Source organism: Microbacterium sp. AC145 (genome assembly GCF_979258505.1).
The window spans coordinates 1,152,510-1,168,925 of record NZ_OZ409859.1; the positions used below are offsets into that span (position 1 = coordinate 1,152,510).

At 67.9% G+C, this 16,416-nt stretch carries 22 protein-coding genes; 11 read left to right on the plus strand and 11 right to left on the minus strand.

Translation table 11 applies throughout. The annotated features are described in order from the left end of the window. Position 1: 1 nt before the first annotated feature. On the plus strand, positions 2-1,156 hold the full coding sequence (locus ACZZZN_RS05615; RefSeq protein WP_463504205.1) for a MalY/PatB family protein: 1,155 nt from the start codon (positions 2-4) through the stop codon (positions 1,154-1,156). A gap of 34 nt (positions 1,157-1,190) precedes the next feature. On the opposite strand, the gene ACZZZN_RS05620 is transcribed toward ACZZZN_RS05615, so the two are convergent. After that, positions 1,191-1,775: a TetR family transcriptional regulator gene (locus ACZZZN_RS05620; protein WP_463504206.1), complete on the minus strand. Its 585-nt coding sequence runs from the start codon at positions 1,773-1,775 to the stop codon at positions 1,191-1,193. A 55-nt stretch (positions 1,776-1,830) separates the two neighbouring features. On the opposite strand from ACZZZN_RS05620, the gene ACZZZN_RS05625 reads away from it, so the two are divergent. The 3 genes from ACZZZN_RS05625 to ACZZZN_RS05635 are packed head-to-tail and all read left to right on the plus strand — an operon-like array spanning position 1,831 to position 3,690. Then, the gene (locus ACZZZN_RS05625) at positions 1,831-2,418 is read left to right on the plus strand and encodes a biotin transporter BioY (protein ID WP_463504207.1); all 588 of its coding nucleotides are present in this window, start codon (positions 1,831-1,833) and stop codon (positions 2,416-2,418) included. Further along, positions 2,408-3,100, plus strand: coding sequence for an energy-coupling factor ABC transporter ATP-binding protein (locus ACZZZN_RS05630; protein ID WP_463504208.1), 693 nt, complete (start codon positions 2,408-2,410; stop codon positions 3,098-3,100). The genes ACZZZN_RS05625 and ACZZZN_RS05630 overlap by 11 nt, the downstream gene beginning before the upstream one ends. Further along, positions 3,097-3,690: an energy-coupling factor transporter transmembrane component T family protein gene (locus ACZZZN_RS05635; protein ID WP_463504209.1), complete on the plus strand. Its 594-nt coding sequence runs from the start codon at positions 3,097-3,099 to the stop codon at positions 3,688-3,690. Before ACZZZN_RS05630 ends, ACZZZN_RS05635 begins: the two co-directional genes overlap by 4 nt. On the opposite strand, the gene ACZZZN_RS05640 is transcribed toward ACZZZN_RS05635, so the two are convergent. The 4 genes from ACZZZN_RS05640 to ACZZZN_RS05655 form a co-directional block, all read right to left on the minus strand. Then, positions 3,637-4,953, minus strand: a complete 1,317-nt coding sequence (locus ACZZZN_RS05640) for an acyltransferase family protein (protein WP_463504210.1) — start codon at positions 4,951-4,953, stop codon at positions 3,637-3,639. The two genes, ACZZZN_RS05635 and ACZZZN_RS05640, sit on opposite strands and share 54 nt — an antisense overlap. 111 nt (positions 4,954-5,064) lie before the next feature. Beyond that, positions 5,065-5,736: a response regulator gene (locus ACZZZN_RS05645; RefSeq protein ID WP_463504211.1), complete on the minus strand. Its 672-nt coding sequence runs from the start codon at positions 5,734-5,736 to the stop codon at positions 5,065-5,067. Further along, positions 5,733-6,989 carry a sensor histidine kinase gene (locus tag ACZZZN_RS05650; RefSeq protein WP_463504212.1) on the minus strand — a complete coding sequence of 419 codons (1,257 nt, stop codon included), beginning with the start codon at positions 6,987-6,989 and terminating at the stop codon, positions 5,733-5,735. The genes ACZZZN_RS05645 and ACZZZN_RS05650 overlap by 4 nt, the downstream gene beginning before the upstream one ends. Positions 6,990-6,994: 5 nt before the next feature. Next, positions 6,995-7,615 carry a DedA family protein gene (locus tag ACZZZN_RS05655; RefSeq protein ID WP_463504213.1) on the minus strand — a complete coding sequence of 207 codons (621 nt, stop codon included), beginning with the start codon at positions 7,613-7,615 and terminating at the stop codon, positions 6,995-6,997. A 111-nt stretch (positions 7,616-7,726) separates the two neighbouring features. On the opposite strand from ACZZZN_RS05655, the gene ACZZZN_RS05660 reads away from it, so the two are divergent. From ACZZZN_RS05660 to ACZZZN_RS05685, 6 genes are all read left to right on the plus strand, one after another. Beyond that, positions 7,727-8,029, plus strand: coding sequence for a CHY zinc finger protein (locus ACZZZN_RS05660; protein ID WP_463504214.1), 303 nt, complete (start codon positions 7,727-7,729; stop codon positions 8,027-8,029). 94 nt (positions 8,030-8,123) lie between these two features. Beyond that, complete coding sequence (locus tag ACZZZN_RS05665; RefSeq protein ID WP_463504215.1) at positions 8,124-9,722, plus strand: ABC-F family ATP-binding cassette domain-containing protein; 1,599 nt, start codon at positions 8,124-8,126, stop codon at positions 9,720-9,722. Between the two features lie 30 nt (positions 9,723-9,752). Next, entirely contained in the window at positions 9,753-10,358 is a 606-nt protein-coding gene (locus tag ACZZZN_RS05670; RefSeq protein ID WP_463504216.1) for a pyridoxamine 5'-phosphate oxidase family protein, read from the plus strand. Positions 10,359-10,512: 154 nt separating this feature from the next. Beyond that, the gene (locus ACZZZN_RS05675) at positions 10,513-11,028 is read left to right on the plus strand and encodes a pyridoxamine 5'-phosphate oxidase family protein (protein WP_463504217.1); all 516 of its coding nucleotides are present in this window, start codon (positions 10,513-10,515) and stop codon (positions 11,026-11,028) included. Between the two features lie 113 nt (positions 11,029-11,141). Further along, complete coding sequence (locus ACZZZN_RS05680; RefSeq protein WP_463504218.1) at positions 11,142-11,459, plus strand: cupin domain-containing protein; 318 nt, start codon at positions 11,142-11,144, stop codon at positions 11,457-11,459. After that, complete coding sequence (locus ACZZZN_RS05685) at positions 11,447-12,103, plus strand: HAD family hydrolase (protein WP_463504219.1); 657 nt, start codon at positions 11,447-11,449, stop codon at positions 12,101-12,103. Before ACZZZN_RS05680 ends, ACZZZN_RS05685 begins: the two co-directional genes overlap by 13 nt. Before the next feature lie 21 nt (positions 12,104-12,124). Here the strand turns inward: ACZZZN_RS05685 and ACZZZN_RS05690 are convergent, their stop codons facing one another. From ACZZZN_RS05690 to ACZZZN_RS05705, 4 genes are read right to left on the minus strand one after another with little or no spacing between them, the layout of a single operon-like run. Beyond that, positions 12,125-12,937, minus strand: coding sequence for an SURF1 family cytochrome oxidase biogenesis protein (locus ACZZZN_RS05690; protein WP_463504220.1), 813 nt, complete (start codon positions 12,935-12,937; stop codon positions 12,125-12,127). Next, the gene (locus ACZZZN_RS05695) at positions 12,934-13,128 is read right to left on the minus strand and encodes a hypothetical protein (protein WP_463504221.1); all 195 of its coding nucleotides are present in this window, start codon (positions 13,126-13,128) and stop codon (positions 12,934-12,936) included. The genes ACZZZN_RS05690 and ACZZZN_RS05695 overlap by 4 nt, the downstream gene beginning before the upstream one ends. Beyond that, positions 13,125-13,478, minus strand: coding sequence for a DUF3099 domain-containing protein (locus ACZZZN_RS05700; RefSeq protein WP_463504222.1), 354 nt, complete (start codon positions 13,476-13,478; stop codon positions 13,125-13,127). Before ACZZZN_RS05700 ends, ACZZZN_RS05695 begins: the two co-directional genes overlap by 4 nt. A 52-nt stretch (positions 13,479-13,530) precedes the next feature. Then, positions 13,531-14,076: a DUF4190 domain-containing protein gene (locus tag ACZZZN_RS05705; RefSeq protein ID WP_463504223.1), complete on the minus strand. Its 546-nt coding sequence runs from the start codon at positions 14,074-14,076 to the stop codon at positions 13,531-13,533. 243 nt (positions 14,077-14,319) lie between these two features. Here ACZZZN_RS05705 and ACZZZN_RS05710 point away from each other — a divergent pair, with 243 nt between their 5' ends. Next, the gene (locus tag ACZZZN_RS05710) at positions 14,320-15,030 is read left to right on the plus strand and encodes a beta-ketoacyl-ACP reductase (RefSeq protein WP_463504224.1); all 711 of its coding nucleotides are present in this window, start codon (positions 14,320-14,322) and stop codon (positions 15,028-15,030) included. 7 nt (positions 15,031-15,037) lie between these two features. On the opposite strand, the gene ACZZZN_RS05715 is transcribed toward ACZZZN_RS05710, so the two are convergent. Beyond that, the gene (locus ACZZZN_RS05715) at positions 15,038-15,742 is read right to left on the minus strand and encodes an alpha/beta fold hydrolase (protein WP_463504225.1); all 705 of its coding nucleotides are present in this window, start codon (positions 15,740-15,742) and stop codon (positions 15,038-15,040) included. 32 nt (positions 15,743-15,774) lie between these two features. After that, positions 15,775-16,410, minus strand: coding sequence for a phosphoserine phosphatase SerB (serB, locus tag ACZZZN_RS05720; protein WP_463504226.1), 636 nt, complete (start codon positions 16,408-16,410; stop codon positions 15,775-15,777). Between the last annotated feature and the right edge of the window lie 6 nt (positions 16,411-16,416).

Sequence of the window (16,416 nt, forward strand, 5' to 3'; positions counted from 1 at the left end):
GATGCTCGAGGTCAAGGCTCTGCCTCTGGCCGAGCTCCGTGAGCGGAGCAGCGAGAAGTGGCGGGAGTATCCCGCCGATGTTCTTCCGCTGTTCGTCGCGGAGACCGACTTTCCCCTCGCGCCTGCGATCTCGGCGGCGCTTCGCCGCGCCGTCGAGACGGGGGACACCGGGTACATCGCGTCGCGGACGCCGCTGCCATCCACGTACGCGGCATTCGCCCGACGGCGATTCGGGTGGGACGCAGACCCCGCGCGCATGCGCAGCACGGCAGACGTCAGCATGGGCATCGTCGAGATCCTCCGTCGCGTCACCCAGCCGGGGGAGCGCGTCGTCGTGACTCCTCCCGTGTATCCGCCGTTCTACGATCTGGTCTCCGAGGCCGGCGCCGAGGTCTCGCGGGTTCCGCTGCATGACACGGGCACCGCGTGGGAGCTCGACCTAGACGGCATCCGTGCCGCGTTCGAAGACGGCGCGACCGCGATCCTGCTCTGCAACCCGCACAACCCGACGGGGACGGTGCACAGCCGCGATTCACTCACCGCGCTGGCTGAGATCGCCGACGAGTTCGGCGCCTCCGTGATCTCCGACGAGATCCATGCGCCGCTCGCGCAGCCCGGCACCGGGTTCACGCCTTTCCTCCACACCGGTGAGGCGGCCGAGAGGGTCGGATTCGCGGTCGTGAGCGCCAGTAAGGCGTTCAATCTTGCCGGACTCAAATGTGCACTGATGGTGACGGCATCCGACGCGACGAGCGAGGTCGTGCGGGGCCTGCCGATCGAGGTCGTCTGGCGCACCGGGCAGTTCGGCCTTCTTGCCGCGGTCGCCGCATTCTCGGAGGAGAGTGATGAGTGGCTCGACGGACTGCTGAGAACGCTCGATGCGAACCGTGTTCTGCTGGAGGATCTGCTCGCATCGAAGCTGCCTGAGGCCCGCTACCGGATCCCCGACGCCGGCTACCTCGCCTGGATCGATCTGTCAGGTCTCGGATGGGGCGAGAACCCTGCGCGCAGGATTCTCAAGGAGGCGAGAGTCGCGCTGCACTTCGGCCCGGCTTTCGGAGATGAAGGCGCGGGGTACGTGCGTCTGAACTTCGGCACGAGCCCTGAGATCATCACCGAAGCCGTCGAGCGCATCGCGGCGCTTGTGAAACGGTGATCGGGCAGAGGCGACCGCGCAGTAGGCGCCGGCCTCACCCGAGCTGTCTGCCACGCACCTCGTCGTCGACCGTGCCTCTCGACAGCGCTGTCACTCCGAGGTCGAAGATCCGATCCAGCCCCGCGGTGACATCGACCGAGTCGCCTGTGGAGACGGCACCGTGGCTGTCGGCGTGCATGCGCTGCTGCACGAGTGTCGCGTGACCGAGGATGAAGTGCAGGAGGGCGACCGCACGCTCCCGCGAGTCCTCGGCTCCCACACGATGCAGGGAGTCTTCGAGCGCCGTCTGCGCGTGCGAGGAGCCGAGCTGCAGTGCGTACGTGCTGAGCACGAGCTCCGCGCCGTCGCGATAGGTGAACAGGGCGTCGCGGATGCTGCGCGCTGTGGTCAGCACATCGACGTCATCACGCGGGATGGTCGAAGTGATGCGGTCGGCGAGATCGGCGAGCAGCTCCTGTTTGCTCGTGAAGTGCCAGTAGAGCGCGCTCGGCTGGACATCGAGCCTGCTCGCGATCCTGCGCATCGAGAGGTCGGCGAGTCCGACCTCGTCGAGAAGCGCCAGAGCGGCCCGAGCGACGCCGTCGCGATCATGGCGGGTCGAGTTGTGATCGGGGCTCATGTTCTCACTATAGTGAACACCGTTCAGGTGAACAGTGTTCAGGAAGGTGTCGACTATGACGCAGCAGCGAGGCGACCTCGGTCGCGAACTGGCCAGGGTGGCGATCTTCGCCGCCCTCATCGTGGTTCTCGGGATGGTGACGATACCGATCCCCGGCGGGGTGCCCATCACCGCACAGACTCTCGGAGTGATGCTCGCCGGCGCCGTCCTCGGCCCGCGGCTCGCTCCGCTCTCGATCCTGCTCGTGCTCGCTCTCGCGGCTGTGGGGCTTCCGGTCCTCGCCGGAGGGCGCGGTGGCCTCGCGGTGTTCGTCGGTCCCACGGCCGGGTACCTGCTCGGGTGGGTGGTCGGAGTCGTCGTGATCGGACTGATCGTGCATCGAGGCAGGCTCACGTGGTGGCGCATCGCGCTCGGCACGGCGGTCGGCGGCATCCTGGTCGTATACCTGTGCGGGATCCCCGTCACCGCGCTCGTCCTCGGCCTCGACCTCACGCCGACCGCCGTGGCGGCCCTCGTGTTCCTGCCGGGGGACCTCCTCAAGGCTGCGGCGGCCGTGGCGCTGACGCTCGCGGTGCGGCGCGCGTACCCGAGGGTGTTCGGCTCTCGGGGAGGTTTCGTGACTGCACCCGTCCGTGCGGTCTGAGACGACGGTCGCGCGTATCGCGCTCGACGGGGTGACCGTCGAGCGCGAGGGGCGACGGATTCTCCGCGATGTGAGTGTCGATCTCACGGCGGCGCGCATCGCGGTGATCGGTGCGAACGGATCGGGCAAGTCGACCTTCGCGCGGCTGTTGAACGGGCTCGTCATGCCCACGGCGGGGCGGGTGAGCGTGCACGGCCTCGACACGCGGCGTGACGTCGCGGCGCTGCGTCGACGCGTCGGATTCGTGTTCACCGACCCCCAGTCTCAGATCCTGATGCCGACTCCCGCCGAGGATCTCGCGCTGTCGCTGCGCGGGCTGTCCCGGCGGGAGGCCGACATGCGGGTGGCCGATGCGCTCGCTGAGCACGGACTCGCGGATCGGGCGGACGTCGCGGCATCCGACCTCTCCGGCGGTCAGAAGCAGCTTCTCGCACTCGCGTCGGTGCTCATCACGCAACCGGAGCTGATCGTCGCAGACGAGCCGACGACCCTGCTCGATCTGCGCAATGCGCGGCGCATCGCCGGCCTCCTGCTCGCGCAGGCGGCACAGGTCGTCATCGTCACGCACGATCTCGACCTCGCGGCACGCTGCGATCAGGCGGTGCTGTTCGACGACGGCGCTGTCGTGGCCGCGGGTGAGCCGAGCAGCGTGATCGCCGCGTATCGGGACCTGTGCCGATGATCCATCTGTATCGACCCGGGACGAGCATCGTCCATCGGATGCCGGCGGCGGCCAAGCTCGCGATCTTCGCCGCACTCGCGATCGGTGTGTCCGCCTATCCGCATGATGTCTGGAGTACCGGCGTCACCGTGATCGGCGTCGGCGCGCTCTTCCTCCTCGCCCGACTGCCGCTGCGCGTGCTGGGGGCTGAAGTGTGGCGACTCCGCTGGCTCGCGCTCGTGCTCGGAGCAGCGCTGTGGATCTTCGTCTCGCCACTCGCCGCCTGGATCAGTACCTCTCGTGTCATCTCGCTCGTACTTCTCGCCTCGCTGCTCACGATCACGACGCGAATGGGCGATCTGCTCGGCGTGCTGCACCGGATGCTGCTCCCGCTGCGACGCCTCGGCATCGACGCTGACGCCGTCTCGATGACGATCTCGCTCACGATCACGATGATTCCGGTCGTGGCATCGTTCTCCCACGAGGTCAGGGACGCACAGCGGGCGCGGGGGGTTCGGTTGGGCATCCGGGGCGTCGTGCCGCTTCTCGTCCGCACGCTACGCCACGCGGACGACGTGGGCGACGCTCTCGCCGCTCGCGGTCTGGTGTGAGCGGCGAGCCAGACGAAGCGCCCACAGCATTCCGCCGACGGCGACGGCCGCAGTGATCACGGTCGAACCGAGCACCAGCAACAGGACGACCGAGAGGAGCCCCGCAGCCACGGCGCCGAACAGGCGGCGAGGCGAGTCCGTCGGAGGGGGCGACGGTCGGGTCTCGAATCGAGTGAGCGCGACGGCCACCGCAGCGGTGAGGGCCACCGCGGTCGCGAGCCACAGTGGACGGGAGAGCCACCATGCGATAGTGCTCGGATCGGGGAGCGCCGATCCTGTCGCCAGGGCCGCCACAGCCGAGAGCCCCGCCATGCCGAGAAGTACCGGCATGTGCCAGAGGTAGATCGTCATGGTGCGACGGTTGACGAACGACGCGAAGGCCGCCGCCCGTGGGCGTCGGCTGAACGCCTCGATGCGATCCCGGAACAGCGAGACCGCGCTCAGATGCACGACCCCGACGAGCAGTAGCGCTCCGGTGGGCGGATTGATGTTCGCGATGAGGTCGGGGGAGTAGATGCCGCTCATGAATGTCGCGACGAGGGCCGTCGCCGCCGCTGTTCCGCAGACGGCTCTGCAGCGTCTGCTGAGTCGTTCGATCGTGCCGTCCGCGAGGAAGAATCCGACCTGCTGCAGTGCGAGCCAGACGAAGGCGAGGTTGAGGAACCCGAGACCGTCGACACCGGTCAGCGCCCGGAGCCCGTCGACAGTGATTGATGCCGCGACCAGCGCCGCCAGGGTCGACTTCGGCGCCCTGCCATGCGCACTCGCGAGAACCGGGAGCAGGGCCTGGCACAGCAGGAAGACGCCGAGGAACCAGAGTGGCTGACCGTAGCGGAAGCCGGCGACCACCACGAGCTCAGGGGGAACCCCGGCGAGACTCAGCACCGCGAGGACTATGCCCACGATCCCGATCGCGAACACGGCCGGCCGGAGGAGTCGGTGCACGCGAGCAGCCACGAAGCCGGATGCGGTGCCGCCGCGCTCTCGCTGCCGCCGATGGGCGAGGAAGCCCGCGAAGCCGCCGATGATGAAGAAAAGCGGCATGACCTGCAGCATCCAGCTGATTGGCACGATCCACCCGCTGCCGTCGCTGGCGTTCTCGAAGACGGGTGCGCCGTCGACGACGGTGACACCCACCATGATCGCGTGGAGCAGCACGACGCCGACGACGCAGAGTGCACGCAGGAAGTCGATCGCGGTGTCTCGACCACGTGGCTGCAGAGCTTGCTGAGCGGTGCGCCGGGGTGCCTCGACGATGGCCATGGGGTCCTCCTCGGATGGGTGTCCGAGGAGCGTATGAAGACGATATCGGCTGGGGGATCAACCCGTGGGGCTGTCCATCCCCCTACCGCGGGATGATCTCTCCGCCGACGATCACGACGCAGGTTCGACGAGCCCGGTGTCGTAGGCGAGGATCACGGCGTGCACGCGGTCGCGCAGCCCGAGTTTGGCGAGAACCTTGCCGACGTGGGTCTTGACGGTCTGCTCGGCGATGAAGAGGTCGCCTGCGATCTCGCTGTTGGATCGACCGCGGCCGATGAGCACCAGCACCTCGCGTTCGCGCTCGGTGAGGTCGGCCAACGCGGCGGCTGCCCGAGGGGTGCGCGGCCGGCGGCCGGCGAACTGTTCGATCATCCGTCGGGTGACGCTCGGCGCGAGCAGCGCGTCGCCTCCGGCGACCACGCGCACGGCATGGACGAGCTCTTCGGGGAGAGCATCCTTCAGCAGGAAGCCGCTTGCGCCCGCTTCCAGAGCGTCGTAGACGTAGTCGTCGATGTCGAAGGTCGTGAGCATGAGGATTCGGGGCACATGGGCTGCCGGATATCCGGGCCCCAGGATGCGCCGCGTCGCCTCGATGCCGTCGACCTCAGGCATCCGTACGTCCATCAGGATGACGTCCGGGTCGAGGCGGGCGGCGAGGGTGACGACTTCGGCGCCGTTCGCGGCCTGACCCGCGACGCGGATGCCCTCGTGAGCGTCGAGGAGCGCCGCGAAACCTGCTCTGACCATTGCCTGGTCGTCGGCGATGAGGACGCTGATGGTCACGGGGTCTCCTCCAGGGATGCAGCGGTGTCGGTGTGCGGATCCGGGTCGCGAAGTGGCAGCGACGCCGCGACCTCCCAGCCGCCGTCGGTGGTCGGCCCGGCCGTGAAGACGCCGCCGAGCAGTTCGACGCGCTCGCGCATACCGCGGAGACCGTAACCGCCGCCGGTCGGTACAGGGTGAGTGGAAGCGCGGCCGTTGCGCACCCGGACGCGGACCGCGTCGGCATCCGCCTGCACCCGAACGGTCACCGGAGCGCCCGATGCGTGCCGCACCGCGTTGCTCAGAGCCTCCTGCGCGATCCGGAACGCTGCGATCTGCACGGCCTGCGAGGCGTCACCCGCCGCTCCGGTGATCTCCAGACCGACCGTGACGCCGGCTCGTCGCATGGTGTCGACGAGTGCGGGGATGTCGTCGATGCGCTGCTGCGGGGCGAGCTCGGCGGTCTGATCCTCGGTGCGCAGGACGCCGAGCATCCGTCGCATCTCGGTGAGGGACTCCCGTGCGGTCGCCGCGATGCTGTCGAACTCGGCGGACGCTGTGTCGCCGATCTCGGGAAGCCGATATCGCGCCGTGGATGCCTGCACCTGGATCACCGACATGCTGTGTGCGATCACATCGTGCAGCTCACGGGCGATGCGCGTGCGTTCCTCGACGAGTCCGCGGCGGGATTCCTCGAGCGCGGAGTGCTCGCGCTCGCGCGTGAGTTCGGCAGACACGCGCACCCGGCCGGCGACCAGGATGGCGACCAGGAACATCGCCGCCGCCACGGACGTGGTGACGATGAGGTCGGCGGTCGCGCTGCCGGCCGTGGGCGCAGTGGCGACGATCTCGGGGCGCAGCAGGGGAGCCGTGAGAGAGAGCACGGCGCCGATCACGAGAGGGAACGCGCCGAGCCTGGCGCCGTGCATGAAGGTCACGACGCCGACGAAGAGCACGAGCGTCAAGAGCGCGGGCACCGACCACGGCCACGGTGACTCGGTCGCGAGCGTGGGGACGACGATGAGGGGAAGCGCGAAGGCGGAAGCACAGAACGCCGTGATCGCCCAGCGCGGGTGGGTCAGCGCCAACAGCGGCGATCCGCAGAGGGCCGCGCCCAGGATGAACGACAGGGGGAGGGACGTGCCGTAGAGAACGGTCTGGATCGGCACCAGTATGGAGAACAGCACGAGGCACGCAGCGCCGAGTGCCGCCAGAGCGGCGGTGCGGCGGCTGATGCGGGGAGCGCGCTCGGTGCGCGGCCGACGACGTGCCATGACTGTCATCCTGCCAGTTGTGCCACGGGTGCACGTCGCCGACGGGCGGCGGTGACCCGGTCGATGACGAGCCCGATGACGAGTGCGACGACGATCCCGATGCCGGCGCTGAGCAGGGGCTGGTCGGTGACCCACGAGCCGGCGAGCAGTCCGATGGCGAGGCTCAGCGCACTCCAGCTGATCCCGGCCACGACGCTCAGCGGCAGGAAACGTCGCCACGAGAAACGAAGGGCGCCGGCAGAGATGTTCACCGCGACCCGACCGACCGGGATGTAGCGGGCACCCAGGATGAGGGCGGCGCTGCGCTGCTGGAGTGCGCGTTCGGCGTGCGCGAATGCCGCCGCCACGCGGGGGCGACGCATCCAGGACCATCGGGTGGTGCCCAGGCGCCGTCCGAGCGCGAAGGCGATGTTGTCGCCGATCGCGGCGCCGAGCGCGGCGACCAGGCCCAGGGGGACAAGGGCCCAGTACTCACCCGCCGACGCGAGCACCGCCGCCGCGGCGACGAGGACGGTCTCACTCGGCACCGGCGGGAAGAACCCGTCTATCACGGTCACCGCGAGCAGCACGACGTACAGCCAGGGCGATGCGACGGTCTGCATGATGAGCTCGTTGATAACATCCACCCCAGAAGGCTAGGAAGCAGGTGGCACGTGGGGCATCACCCTGAGGTATCGACCGCATCCACCCGGAGAGGTAGATCGGCTGACCGTCCGACACGCGTCGGTGATGTCACTGTGCACGGGCTCGTGGTCGACGGCGAGACCCGCTGCGAGCACTACCGCGGTCCGCTCGACGTCATCGCGCTCAGGTTCGCCTGCTGCGGTGACTGGTATCCGTGCCATCTGTGCCACGAGGAGATCGCCGGTCATGAGGCGCGGCAGTGGGGTCGCGACGAACGTGAGACGCAGGCGGTCCTGTGCGGTGTGTGCGGGGCGCTGCTGAGCGTCCACGCCTACCTCGTGGCGCAGGGATGTCCCGAGTGCTCGGCCGGGTTCAATCCGGGTTGTCGACTGCACCACCATCTCTACTTCGACTGAACACTGCACGTCGACTGAACACACAGCCGATCGATCTATACTGGGAGTTTGGCCCCTCGGCCGCTTCCCCCCTGAAAGAACGGACATCCCGCCTGTGCTTGCCGTGCACGAACTCGAGATCCGCGTGGGCGCACGCCTCCTTATGGAGAACGTGTCGTTCCGTGTGAGCGACGGAGACAAGATCGGTCTCGTCGGCCGCAACGGTGCAGGCAAGACCACGCTCACCAAGGTGCTCGCCGGAGACGTCCTGCCCTCCGGCGGCAACGTGACGCGGTCGGGCGAGCTCGGCTACCTGCCGCAGGATCCCCGTTCGGGAAACCCCGAGGACCTCGCACGCACCCGCATCCTCGACGCGCGCGGACTCGGTCAGCTCAATCTCGGGATGACCGAAGCGGCACTCGCGATGGGATCAGACGACCCCGCGGTCGCCGAGAAGGCGATGAAGCGCTACGCGCGCCTGACCGAGGAGTTCGAAGGGCAGGGTGGGTACGCCGCAGAGGCTGAGGCGGCATCCATCGCGAACAACCTGTCGCTGCCCGACCGCATCCTCGACCAGCCGCTGTCGACGCTGTCCGGTGGTCAGCGCCGTCGCATCGAGCTGGCCCGCATCCTCTTCTCCGACGCCGAGACGATGATCCTCGACGAGCCGACCAACCACCTCGACGCCGACAGCGTGGTGTGGCTGCGTGAGTTCCTCAAGAACTACAAGGGCGGGCTGATCGTGATCAGCCACGATGTCGAGCTCGTCGGCGAGACCGTCAACCGCGTCTTCTACCTCGACGCGAATCGCCAGATCATCGACACCTACAACATGAACTGGAAGAACTACCTGCGTCAGCGGGTGGCCGACGAGGAGCGCCGTAAGAAGGAACGCGCCAACGCTGAGAAGAAGGCCACGACCCTGCAGCTGCAGGCGGCCCGCTTCGGGGCGAAGGCGTCGAAGGCCGCTGCCGCTCACCAGATGATCGCACGCGCCGACAAGCTGCTCGCCGGCCTCGACGACGTCCGCCAGGAAGACCGCGTCGCGAAGCTGCGCTTCCCGAAGCCGGCTCCCTGCGGCAAGACCCCGATGATGGCGACCGGACTCTCGAAGTCCTACGGGTCGCTCGAGATCTTCACCGACGTCGACCTCGCGATCGACCGCGGATCGAAAGTCGTCGTGCTCGGGCTCAACGGTGCGGGAAAGACCACGCTGCTGCGCATGCTCGCCGGCGTCGACAAGCCCGACACCGGCCAGCTCGAGCCCGGACACGGGCTCAAGGTCGGCTATTACGCGCAGGAGCACGAGAACCTCGATGTGAATCGATCGGTCCTCGAGAACATGGTGTCGGCCGCACCGCACATCACCGAGATGGAAGCGCGCAGGGTGCTCGGCTCGTTCCTGTTCACGGGAGATGACGTGCTGAAGCCAGCCGGAGTGCTCTCCGGAGGCGAGAAGACCCGTCTGTCTCTGGCGACGCTCGTGGTGTCGTCGGCGAACCTGCTGCTGCTCGACGAGCCCACGAACAACCTCGACCCCGCCTCGCGCGAGGAGATCCTCGGAGCTCTCGCGCATTACGAGGGCGCTGTCGTGCTCGTCTCGCACGACCCGGGGGCGGTGCAGTCGCTCAATCCCGAGCGCGTGCTGATCCTGCCGGACGGCGTCGAGGATCTCTGGAGCCAGGAGTACCAGGACCTCATCGAGCTCGCCTGAGACTCCGTCTCGCATGGCATAGTCGAGAGCGTGACGCACGATGAGCATGCCCTCGAATCCTTCTCAGTGAATGAGTGGCTGAGAGGCAGGCACGCTCTCACCGGATTCGCCCCGGAGTGGGACCTTGCAGCGCTGCCTGACGATCCGCGAGCGCTGTTCGCGACATGGCTGCGCGCAGCGGACGCGGCAGGAGTGCCGGAGCCGCACACGGCGACTCTGGCGACGACCGGGATCGATGACATCCCTGACGCCCGGACGCTCATCCTGAAGAGGATCGACGAGCGCGGGTGGGCGTTCGCCAGCACGCGGTCATCGCGCAAAGGGGCGCAGCTCGAAGCCTCACCGGCGGCGGCACTGAACTTCTGGTGGCAGCCTCAGGTGCGCGCGGTGCGCGTGCGTGGCCGGGTGCAGGAAGCGACAGTAGAGGAGAGCGCTGCTGACCTGGCCGCGCGATCTCCGGCCGCGAGGGAGGAGATCGCCGCCGGGGACTGGGCGCTGTGGCGGATCGTCCCCACCCGGATCGAGTTCTGGCAGGGCTCGCGAGACCGTCGTCACACGCGCGTGATCTACGACGCCGCGGACACCGCTTGGAGCCTGTCGGTCGTGGCGGGCAGCATGGGCCGTGAGCCGCACTGAGCGGCATACTGGCCAGCTCCAGCCCCGCCGCGGCAACAGTGGCATAGTCGTGGGAGTGACGCCCTTTCCTTTCTCTGATCACGGTTCGACCGCCGCCTGGCTGCGTGCCCAGCCTTCTCTCACAGGTGATGCACCAGCCCTCGACCCGAGCGCCGTGCCTGATGATCCACACGAGCTCTTCCTGTCGTGGCTCTCCGAGGCGATCACCCTGGAGGTCATCGAGCCCCTGGCGGCGACCCTCGCGACGGTCGATGCCGCCGGCGTTCCCGACGCGAGCACCCTGATACTCAAAGACGTCGATGAGCGTGGGTGGGCGTTCGCCGGACCACGCTCGTCGCGCAAGGCTGCGCAACTGGCCGCGCATCCGGTCGCGGCGATGAACTTCTGGTGGCAGCCGATCGTCCGTGCGGTTCGAGTGCGCGGGCGCGTCGTGGAGGCGTCCGCCGATGAGATCGCCGCAGACCTCGCCGCGAGATCGGCGGCGGCACGCGAAGGAATCGCCCCCGGCGAGTGGGTGCTGTGGCGGATCGTTCCCTCGCGTGTCGAGTTCTGGCAGGGCGAGACCGATCGACGTCACTCGCGCATCGTCTACGAACCCGGTCCCGAGGGGTGGACCCGCACGATCAGCGGTCGAGCAGCCGACCAACTCACCGAGGGCGACAGACGGTGAGCGACTACGAGGTGGTCGTGATCGGCGCGCTGGACGAGTGGCGGGCGCATCACGGCGGCTTCGACGAGGCGCGATCGTGAGACGGTCGGCGTGTCGTCGATCACGAGTTGACGATGCAGTACATAGGCCTCACGGCGAACGCGCTCGCGCCGGGTGAGCATGCGGGCTACTGGCACGTGCATTCGCGAATCGAGGAGCTCTACGTCTTCCTCGAGGGGCGCGGGCAGATGGCGCTCGATGACGACATCGTCGACGTCGGGGCCGGAACGGTGATCCGGGTGGGTCAGGGGGTTGCCCGCACGTGGCGGGCTCTGCCGAGCGTCACCGGCGAGCTGCGCTGGTTGTGCATCCGAGCCGGGGGAGAACAACTGCCGCACCTGCCGGACGACAGCGTGAGACTGCCAGAGCGGCCCATGCCGTGGATTCTCTGAGCGACATCCGTGCCGTCTGCTGGGATTGGAACGGCACATTGCTCGACGATGTCGAGATCTGCCTCCAGGTGATGAATGACCTGCTGATCGAGCATGGGGAGGCGCCACTCGTCGATGCGCACGACTATCGGTCGCTTTTCCGGTTCCCGCTGAAGGACTTCTATCGGGACGTCGGAATCGATGATGAGCGTTTCGAGGATGCCGTCACGCAGTACCTGCGTCTCCTGGCAGCCCGTGCAGGCGAGTCACGACTCCATCTGCATGCTCGACAGACGCTCGATGACGTCGCGGGCATGGGGATTCGTCAGGTGCTCGCCTCGGCGACCCTGCCGGATCTGCTCGAACTCCAGATGGCTCCCCACGGTGTCAGCGGAGCCTTCGAGAGGATACTTGCGATCGACGATCCGTACCGCGCGTCGAAGAGGGACGTGATCGAGGACTGGCTGAAGGAGTCCGGCCTGCCGGCGGCGCACGTGCTCCTGATCGGCGATACCAATCATGATCGTGAGAACGCGGAGGAGTTCGGCGCGCACTTCGTCCATTTCGGTGCCGGCCACCAGGCACACGGAGGACGCGGACTGAGCATCTCTGCGCTCGATGAGCTGCCTCGTCTGCTTCGCACAGCCGGCGGCGCCAGCCGGTGAGCAGGCCTGCTCATCGAGGGGTCAGCGAGCGTCGAGCAGCTCGTCCTCGATGTCGGCGTCACGGTCGCGCCGACGAGGCTGCGTCACAGGCGCAGGGGCGCCTTCGAGGTCTTCTCGTCTCTTGATGATCTCGGTGCGGATGATGTACCCGATGAAGATGAAGCCCATGAGAGCGAACAGGATCCACTGGATCGCATAGGAGAGATGCGGCCCGGGGTCGTCGGTGGGGGAGTCGAATCCACCGAGTGCGACCTCGGGAGACGGGTCCTCAGCGACGATCTGCCCATACGCGCTCGTCACGACATCGCCATCCACGATCTTCGCGATGGAGGGCAGATGGATCGTCGGGAGCTGACCTTCCGGTGCGCCCCGGCCCGAGGCGGGCAGCTGTTCTCCCGGTCGCAATCGCACGGTGACCTCGACCTCACCCTCGGGTGGGGCGGGAACGGCATCCGGTGACTCGCCGTCGCCGGGCGGCACCCAGCCACGGTCGACGATGAAGATGCGTCCGTCCGCGTCGCGGAACGGCACCAGCACTTCGAACGCGCTTGTGCCGCCGTGCGGCCGATTACGAACGAGCAGCTGCTCGTCGCTCAGATATTCGCCGGTGAGCACCACCGGGTGCCAGACGTCGCCTTCGGCGAGCTCGCCGTCGCTGCCGATGAGGTCGATCAACGGCACCGGGGTGGCGTCGTAGTTCTTCTCGACGAGGGCGATCTGCTCGGCGCGCGACTCATTGCGGTCGAACTGCCACTGGGAGAGGAAGGCGCAGCCGATGGCGAAGCCGATCGCGATCAGAACGTAGACCGTCCAGCGGGTCAAGCGGGAACTCACGAAGGAACACCGTCTCTCACGGTCACGGGAAAATCGCGGGCGGCCAGGTAGTCACGGAGGAAGACGACGTGCTCACCGCAGGCGAGCCACACCTTCTCGCGGTCAGCGGCGTGAATTCGCGGATTCCGCCACACGACCTGGGCGGTCGCCGCGTTCCGGCATCCGGCGCGCGAGCACTCCAGATCGTTCACGCGTCGTCCCGGCCGCTCTCCCGGATCGTGAAGATCTGAGGGTCCGACGGCGGCGCGGGCGTTTCAGGTACCGAGGCTGGCGCCTCGATCTCTTGGCGAGGAGATTCCGCAGTCGTCTCCGTGGAGTCGCTCCCGGCGTTCGCCAACACCACGGCGATGTACGGCAGCACTGCCGCCGCAGCGGCGAAGACCCAGGTGTACCAGCCATACGGCTGCACGAACATCATGAGGGCGAAGCAGACGATGCGAATCGTCATGGTGAGCGCATAACGGCGCACGCGATGGTCGGCCTCGGCCTGCGGCGATTGCGGCAGAGAGGTCACAGCGGGGACCAGGGGCTTGCTCTTCACGATGAGTCAAGCCTACGCCGACCTTGATCGAACGGCGCGCCGTTCTCAGGCGTCACGCGGAGAAGATGAAGGGCAGGGTGAATGCTCCGAGGAAGAGGAAGCTGAACACTGTGATCGCAACGCTGAACAGCAGGAAAGCGACCATGATGTAGCCCATGATCAGGCCGGCGATGGCCATGCCACGGCCGCCGAGTACAGGGCTCGTCCTGATCTGACGAAGTGCCAGATGTCCGGTGACGACCGCGACGATCGACGCGAGCATCGGTACGAACAACCAGAAGAGTGCCACGCCCGAGATCCCGCAGATGAGCGAGGTGAGGGCGAGGCCGCTCGTGGGCCGCGGGGCAGGAGCGTACTGGCCGTTGTACTGCGCATAGGCGGGCTGCGCCGGTGCGGTGTTGTACGTCGACTGCGATGCGGGGGCGAGTCCGTACGCGGGGGCGGCCGGTGGTGGGCCGTACGACGGTGCGGCGCCCGGATATGCCTGGTTCTGAAACGGCGGCGGGCCCTCGGTGTTCGGACCGGCCTGCGCCTGTATCTGCGGCGGGTACGGCACCGTGGGCTGCGTGGCGTTCAACGGGGGGAGAGGCGCTGTCACCTGGTCGGGGCTCGATGCGCCCGGCCATGATGATGCCGGCGGTGCGGGGGGAGCCGGGGGTGCGGCTGGCCGCGGTGTCTCGCTCGACGGGATGGGGATGCCACTGTCGCTCACTGTCGCGCCTTTCGTCGGACTCAGGGTTCCAGCGACAGGCTGCATCTGTCAAACGTCGCGAGGGATGGAGCATCGGTAGGATCGTTCTCGACCCGGCCGCAGTTCCTCGCGGCGAGATCAGGAGTGGAAATGAGTTCTCAGCGCGTCGTCCTCGTCACCGGCGGAAATCGCGGCATCGGCCGCGCCATCGCCGAACGCTTCGTGCGCGACGGCTACAGCGTGGCTGTCACGGCTCGCAGCGGCGAGGGGCCCGAGGGCACACTGACCGTTCGTGCCGACGTGACGGATGCTGTGGCGCTCGACGCCGCGTTCACAGAGGTCGAGCAGAAGCTCGGACCCGTGGAGGTGGTGGTCGCCAACGCGGGCATCACCAAGGACACTCTGCTGTTGCGGATGAGCGAAGACGACTTCGACAGTGTCGTCGCCACGAACCTCGGCGGCACGTTCCGGGTCGTCAAGCGTGCGTCCAAGGGCATGCTCCGAGCCCGTTTCGGACGAGTGATCCTCATCTCGAGCGTCGTCGGTCTCTACGGTTCCGCCGGCCAGGTGAACTACTCCGCGTCCAAGAGCGCACTCGTGGGATTCGCCCGTTCGCTGACGCGCGAGCTCGGGGGACGGGGGATCACCGCGAATGTCGTGGCCCCCGGATTCATCGAGACCGACATGACGGCTGAACTGCCCGAAGAGACGCAGAAGCAGTACAAGGCGAACATCCCGGCGGGCCGTTTCGCGACGCCCGACGAGGTCGCCGGCGTCGTCACATGGCTCGCGAGCGACGAGTCGGGCTACATCTCGGGTGCCGTGATTCCGGTCGACGGCGGCCTCGGGATGGGCCACTGAGCGTTTCTCAGTCCTCGCGACGGGTGACAGCCGCGTCGATGAGCGCAGCCAGGCGCTGCGGCACGGAGAACTGCGGCCAGTGCCCTGACCCGATCCGTACGACCTCTGCGTCGGAGATGGCGCGGAACTCGTCGGCGTACGGCTCCCACTGATCGAGCTCGGACTCGAGAGTGTCTCGGTCCATGCCGCCCATCAGCAGCGTCACGGGGACCGAGTGCCGTGCCCCGGGGCCGAGCGTGATCTCGTCTGTGGGCACCCTGGCCGGCACGCTTCGTGCGAGGGGCGCGGTGCGCGCGCGGGTCTCATCGTCGAGATCGTCGACGTCTTCGTCAGGGAAGTAGTCCCAGCCGGGGAAGGGGACGACGCCGTCGACCACCTCGAACGCGCTGATGCCGAAGCCGGACGGCGGCGGCACGGTGTCGACGAACACTGCTCGGCTCACGACGTCGGCGCGCGCATCTGCGACGCCCCACGCGACATTGCCGCCACCGCTGTGCCCGACCACCACGACGGGCCCGCCGACCGCGTCGACCGCGGCCACGGCGGCGTCGACCCACTCGGAGATGCCGATCTCTGATGACTCCGCGGCAGAGGCTCCGACACCGGGCATGGTCAACGGATGCACGGTGTGACCGGCGCGCTCGAGATCCGTGGTGACGTCGCTCCAGCTGGAGGCATCGAGCCAGAGGCCCGGGATGAGGATGATGTCCATGGCCCGACGATAGACCCGGCCACCGACATGCGCTACGGGAGCAGCGCGATGACCTCCGAAAGGTCGTGGGGGCCGACGACTAGGCTCGCCGCGGCGCGCACAGCAGGCTTCGCGTTGAACGCGAGTCCGAGCCCGGCGACCGACATCATCTGCAGATCGTTGGCACCGTCGCCGATCGCGATCGTCGCGTGGTGCGGTACTCCGAGCTCGTCAGCCCAGGCCAGCAGCGAAGTCGCCTTCGCAGCGGCGTCCACGATCTCGCCGTCCACGCGCCCGGAGAGGGCGCCGTCTGCGATCTCGAGGCGATTCGCGCGCCAACGGTCGACGCCGAGTGCGGGGGCGACGTCGTCGAGGATCTCGTGGAAGCCGCCCGAGACGACGCCGACGACACCGCCGCGCTCATGGACGGCGGCCGTCAGCTCACGCACCCCCGGGGTCGGCTCGATGCGGGCGAGCACTCGCGCGAACCCGGAGACGGGAACGCCCTTTAGCGCAGCCACGCGGGATCTCAGGCTCGTCGCGAAGTCGATCTCGCCACGCATCGCGGCCTCTGTCGCCGCCTGCACCTCGTCGCGACGCCCGGCTTCGTCGGCGATCAGCTCGATCACCTCATTGCGGATGAGGGTGGAATCGGCATCGAGGACGACGAGGAAGCGCGCTGAAGTCACGGTCCG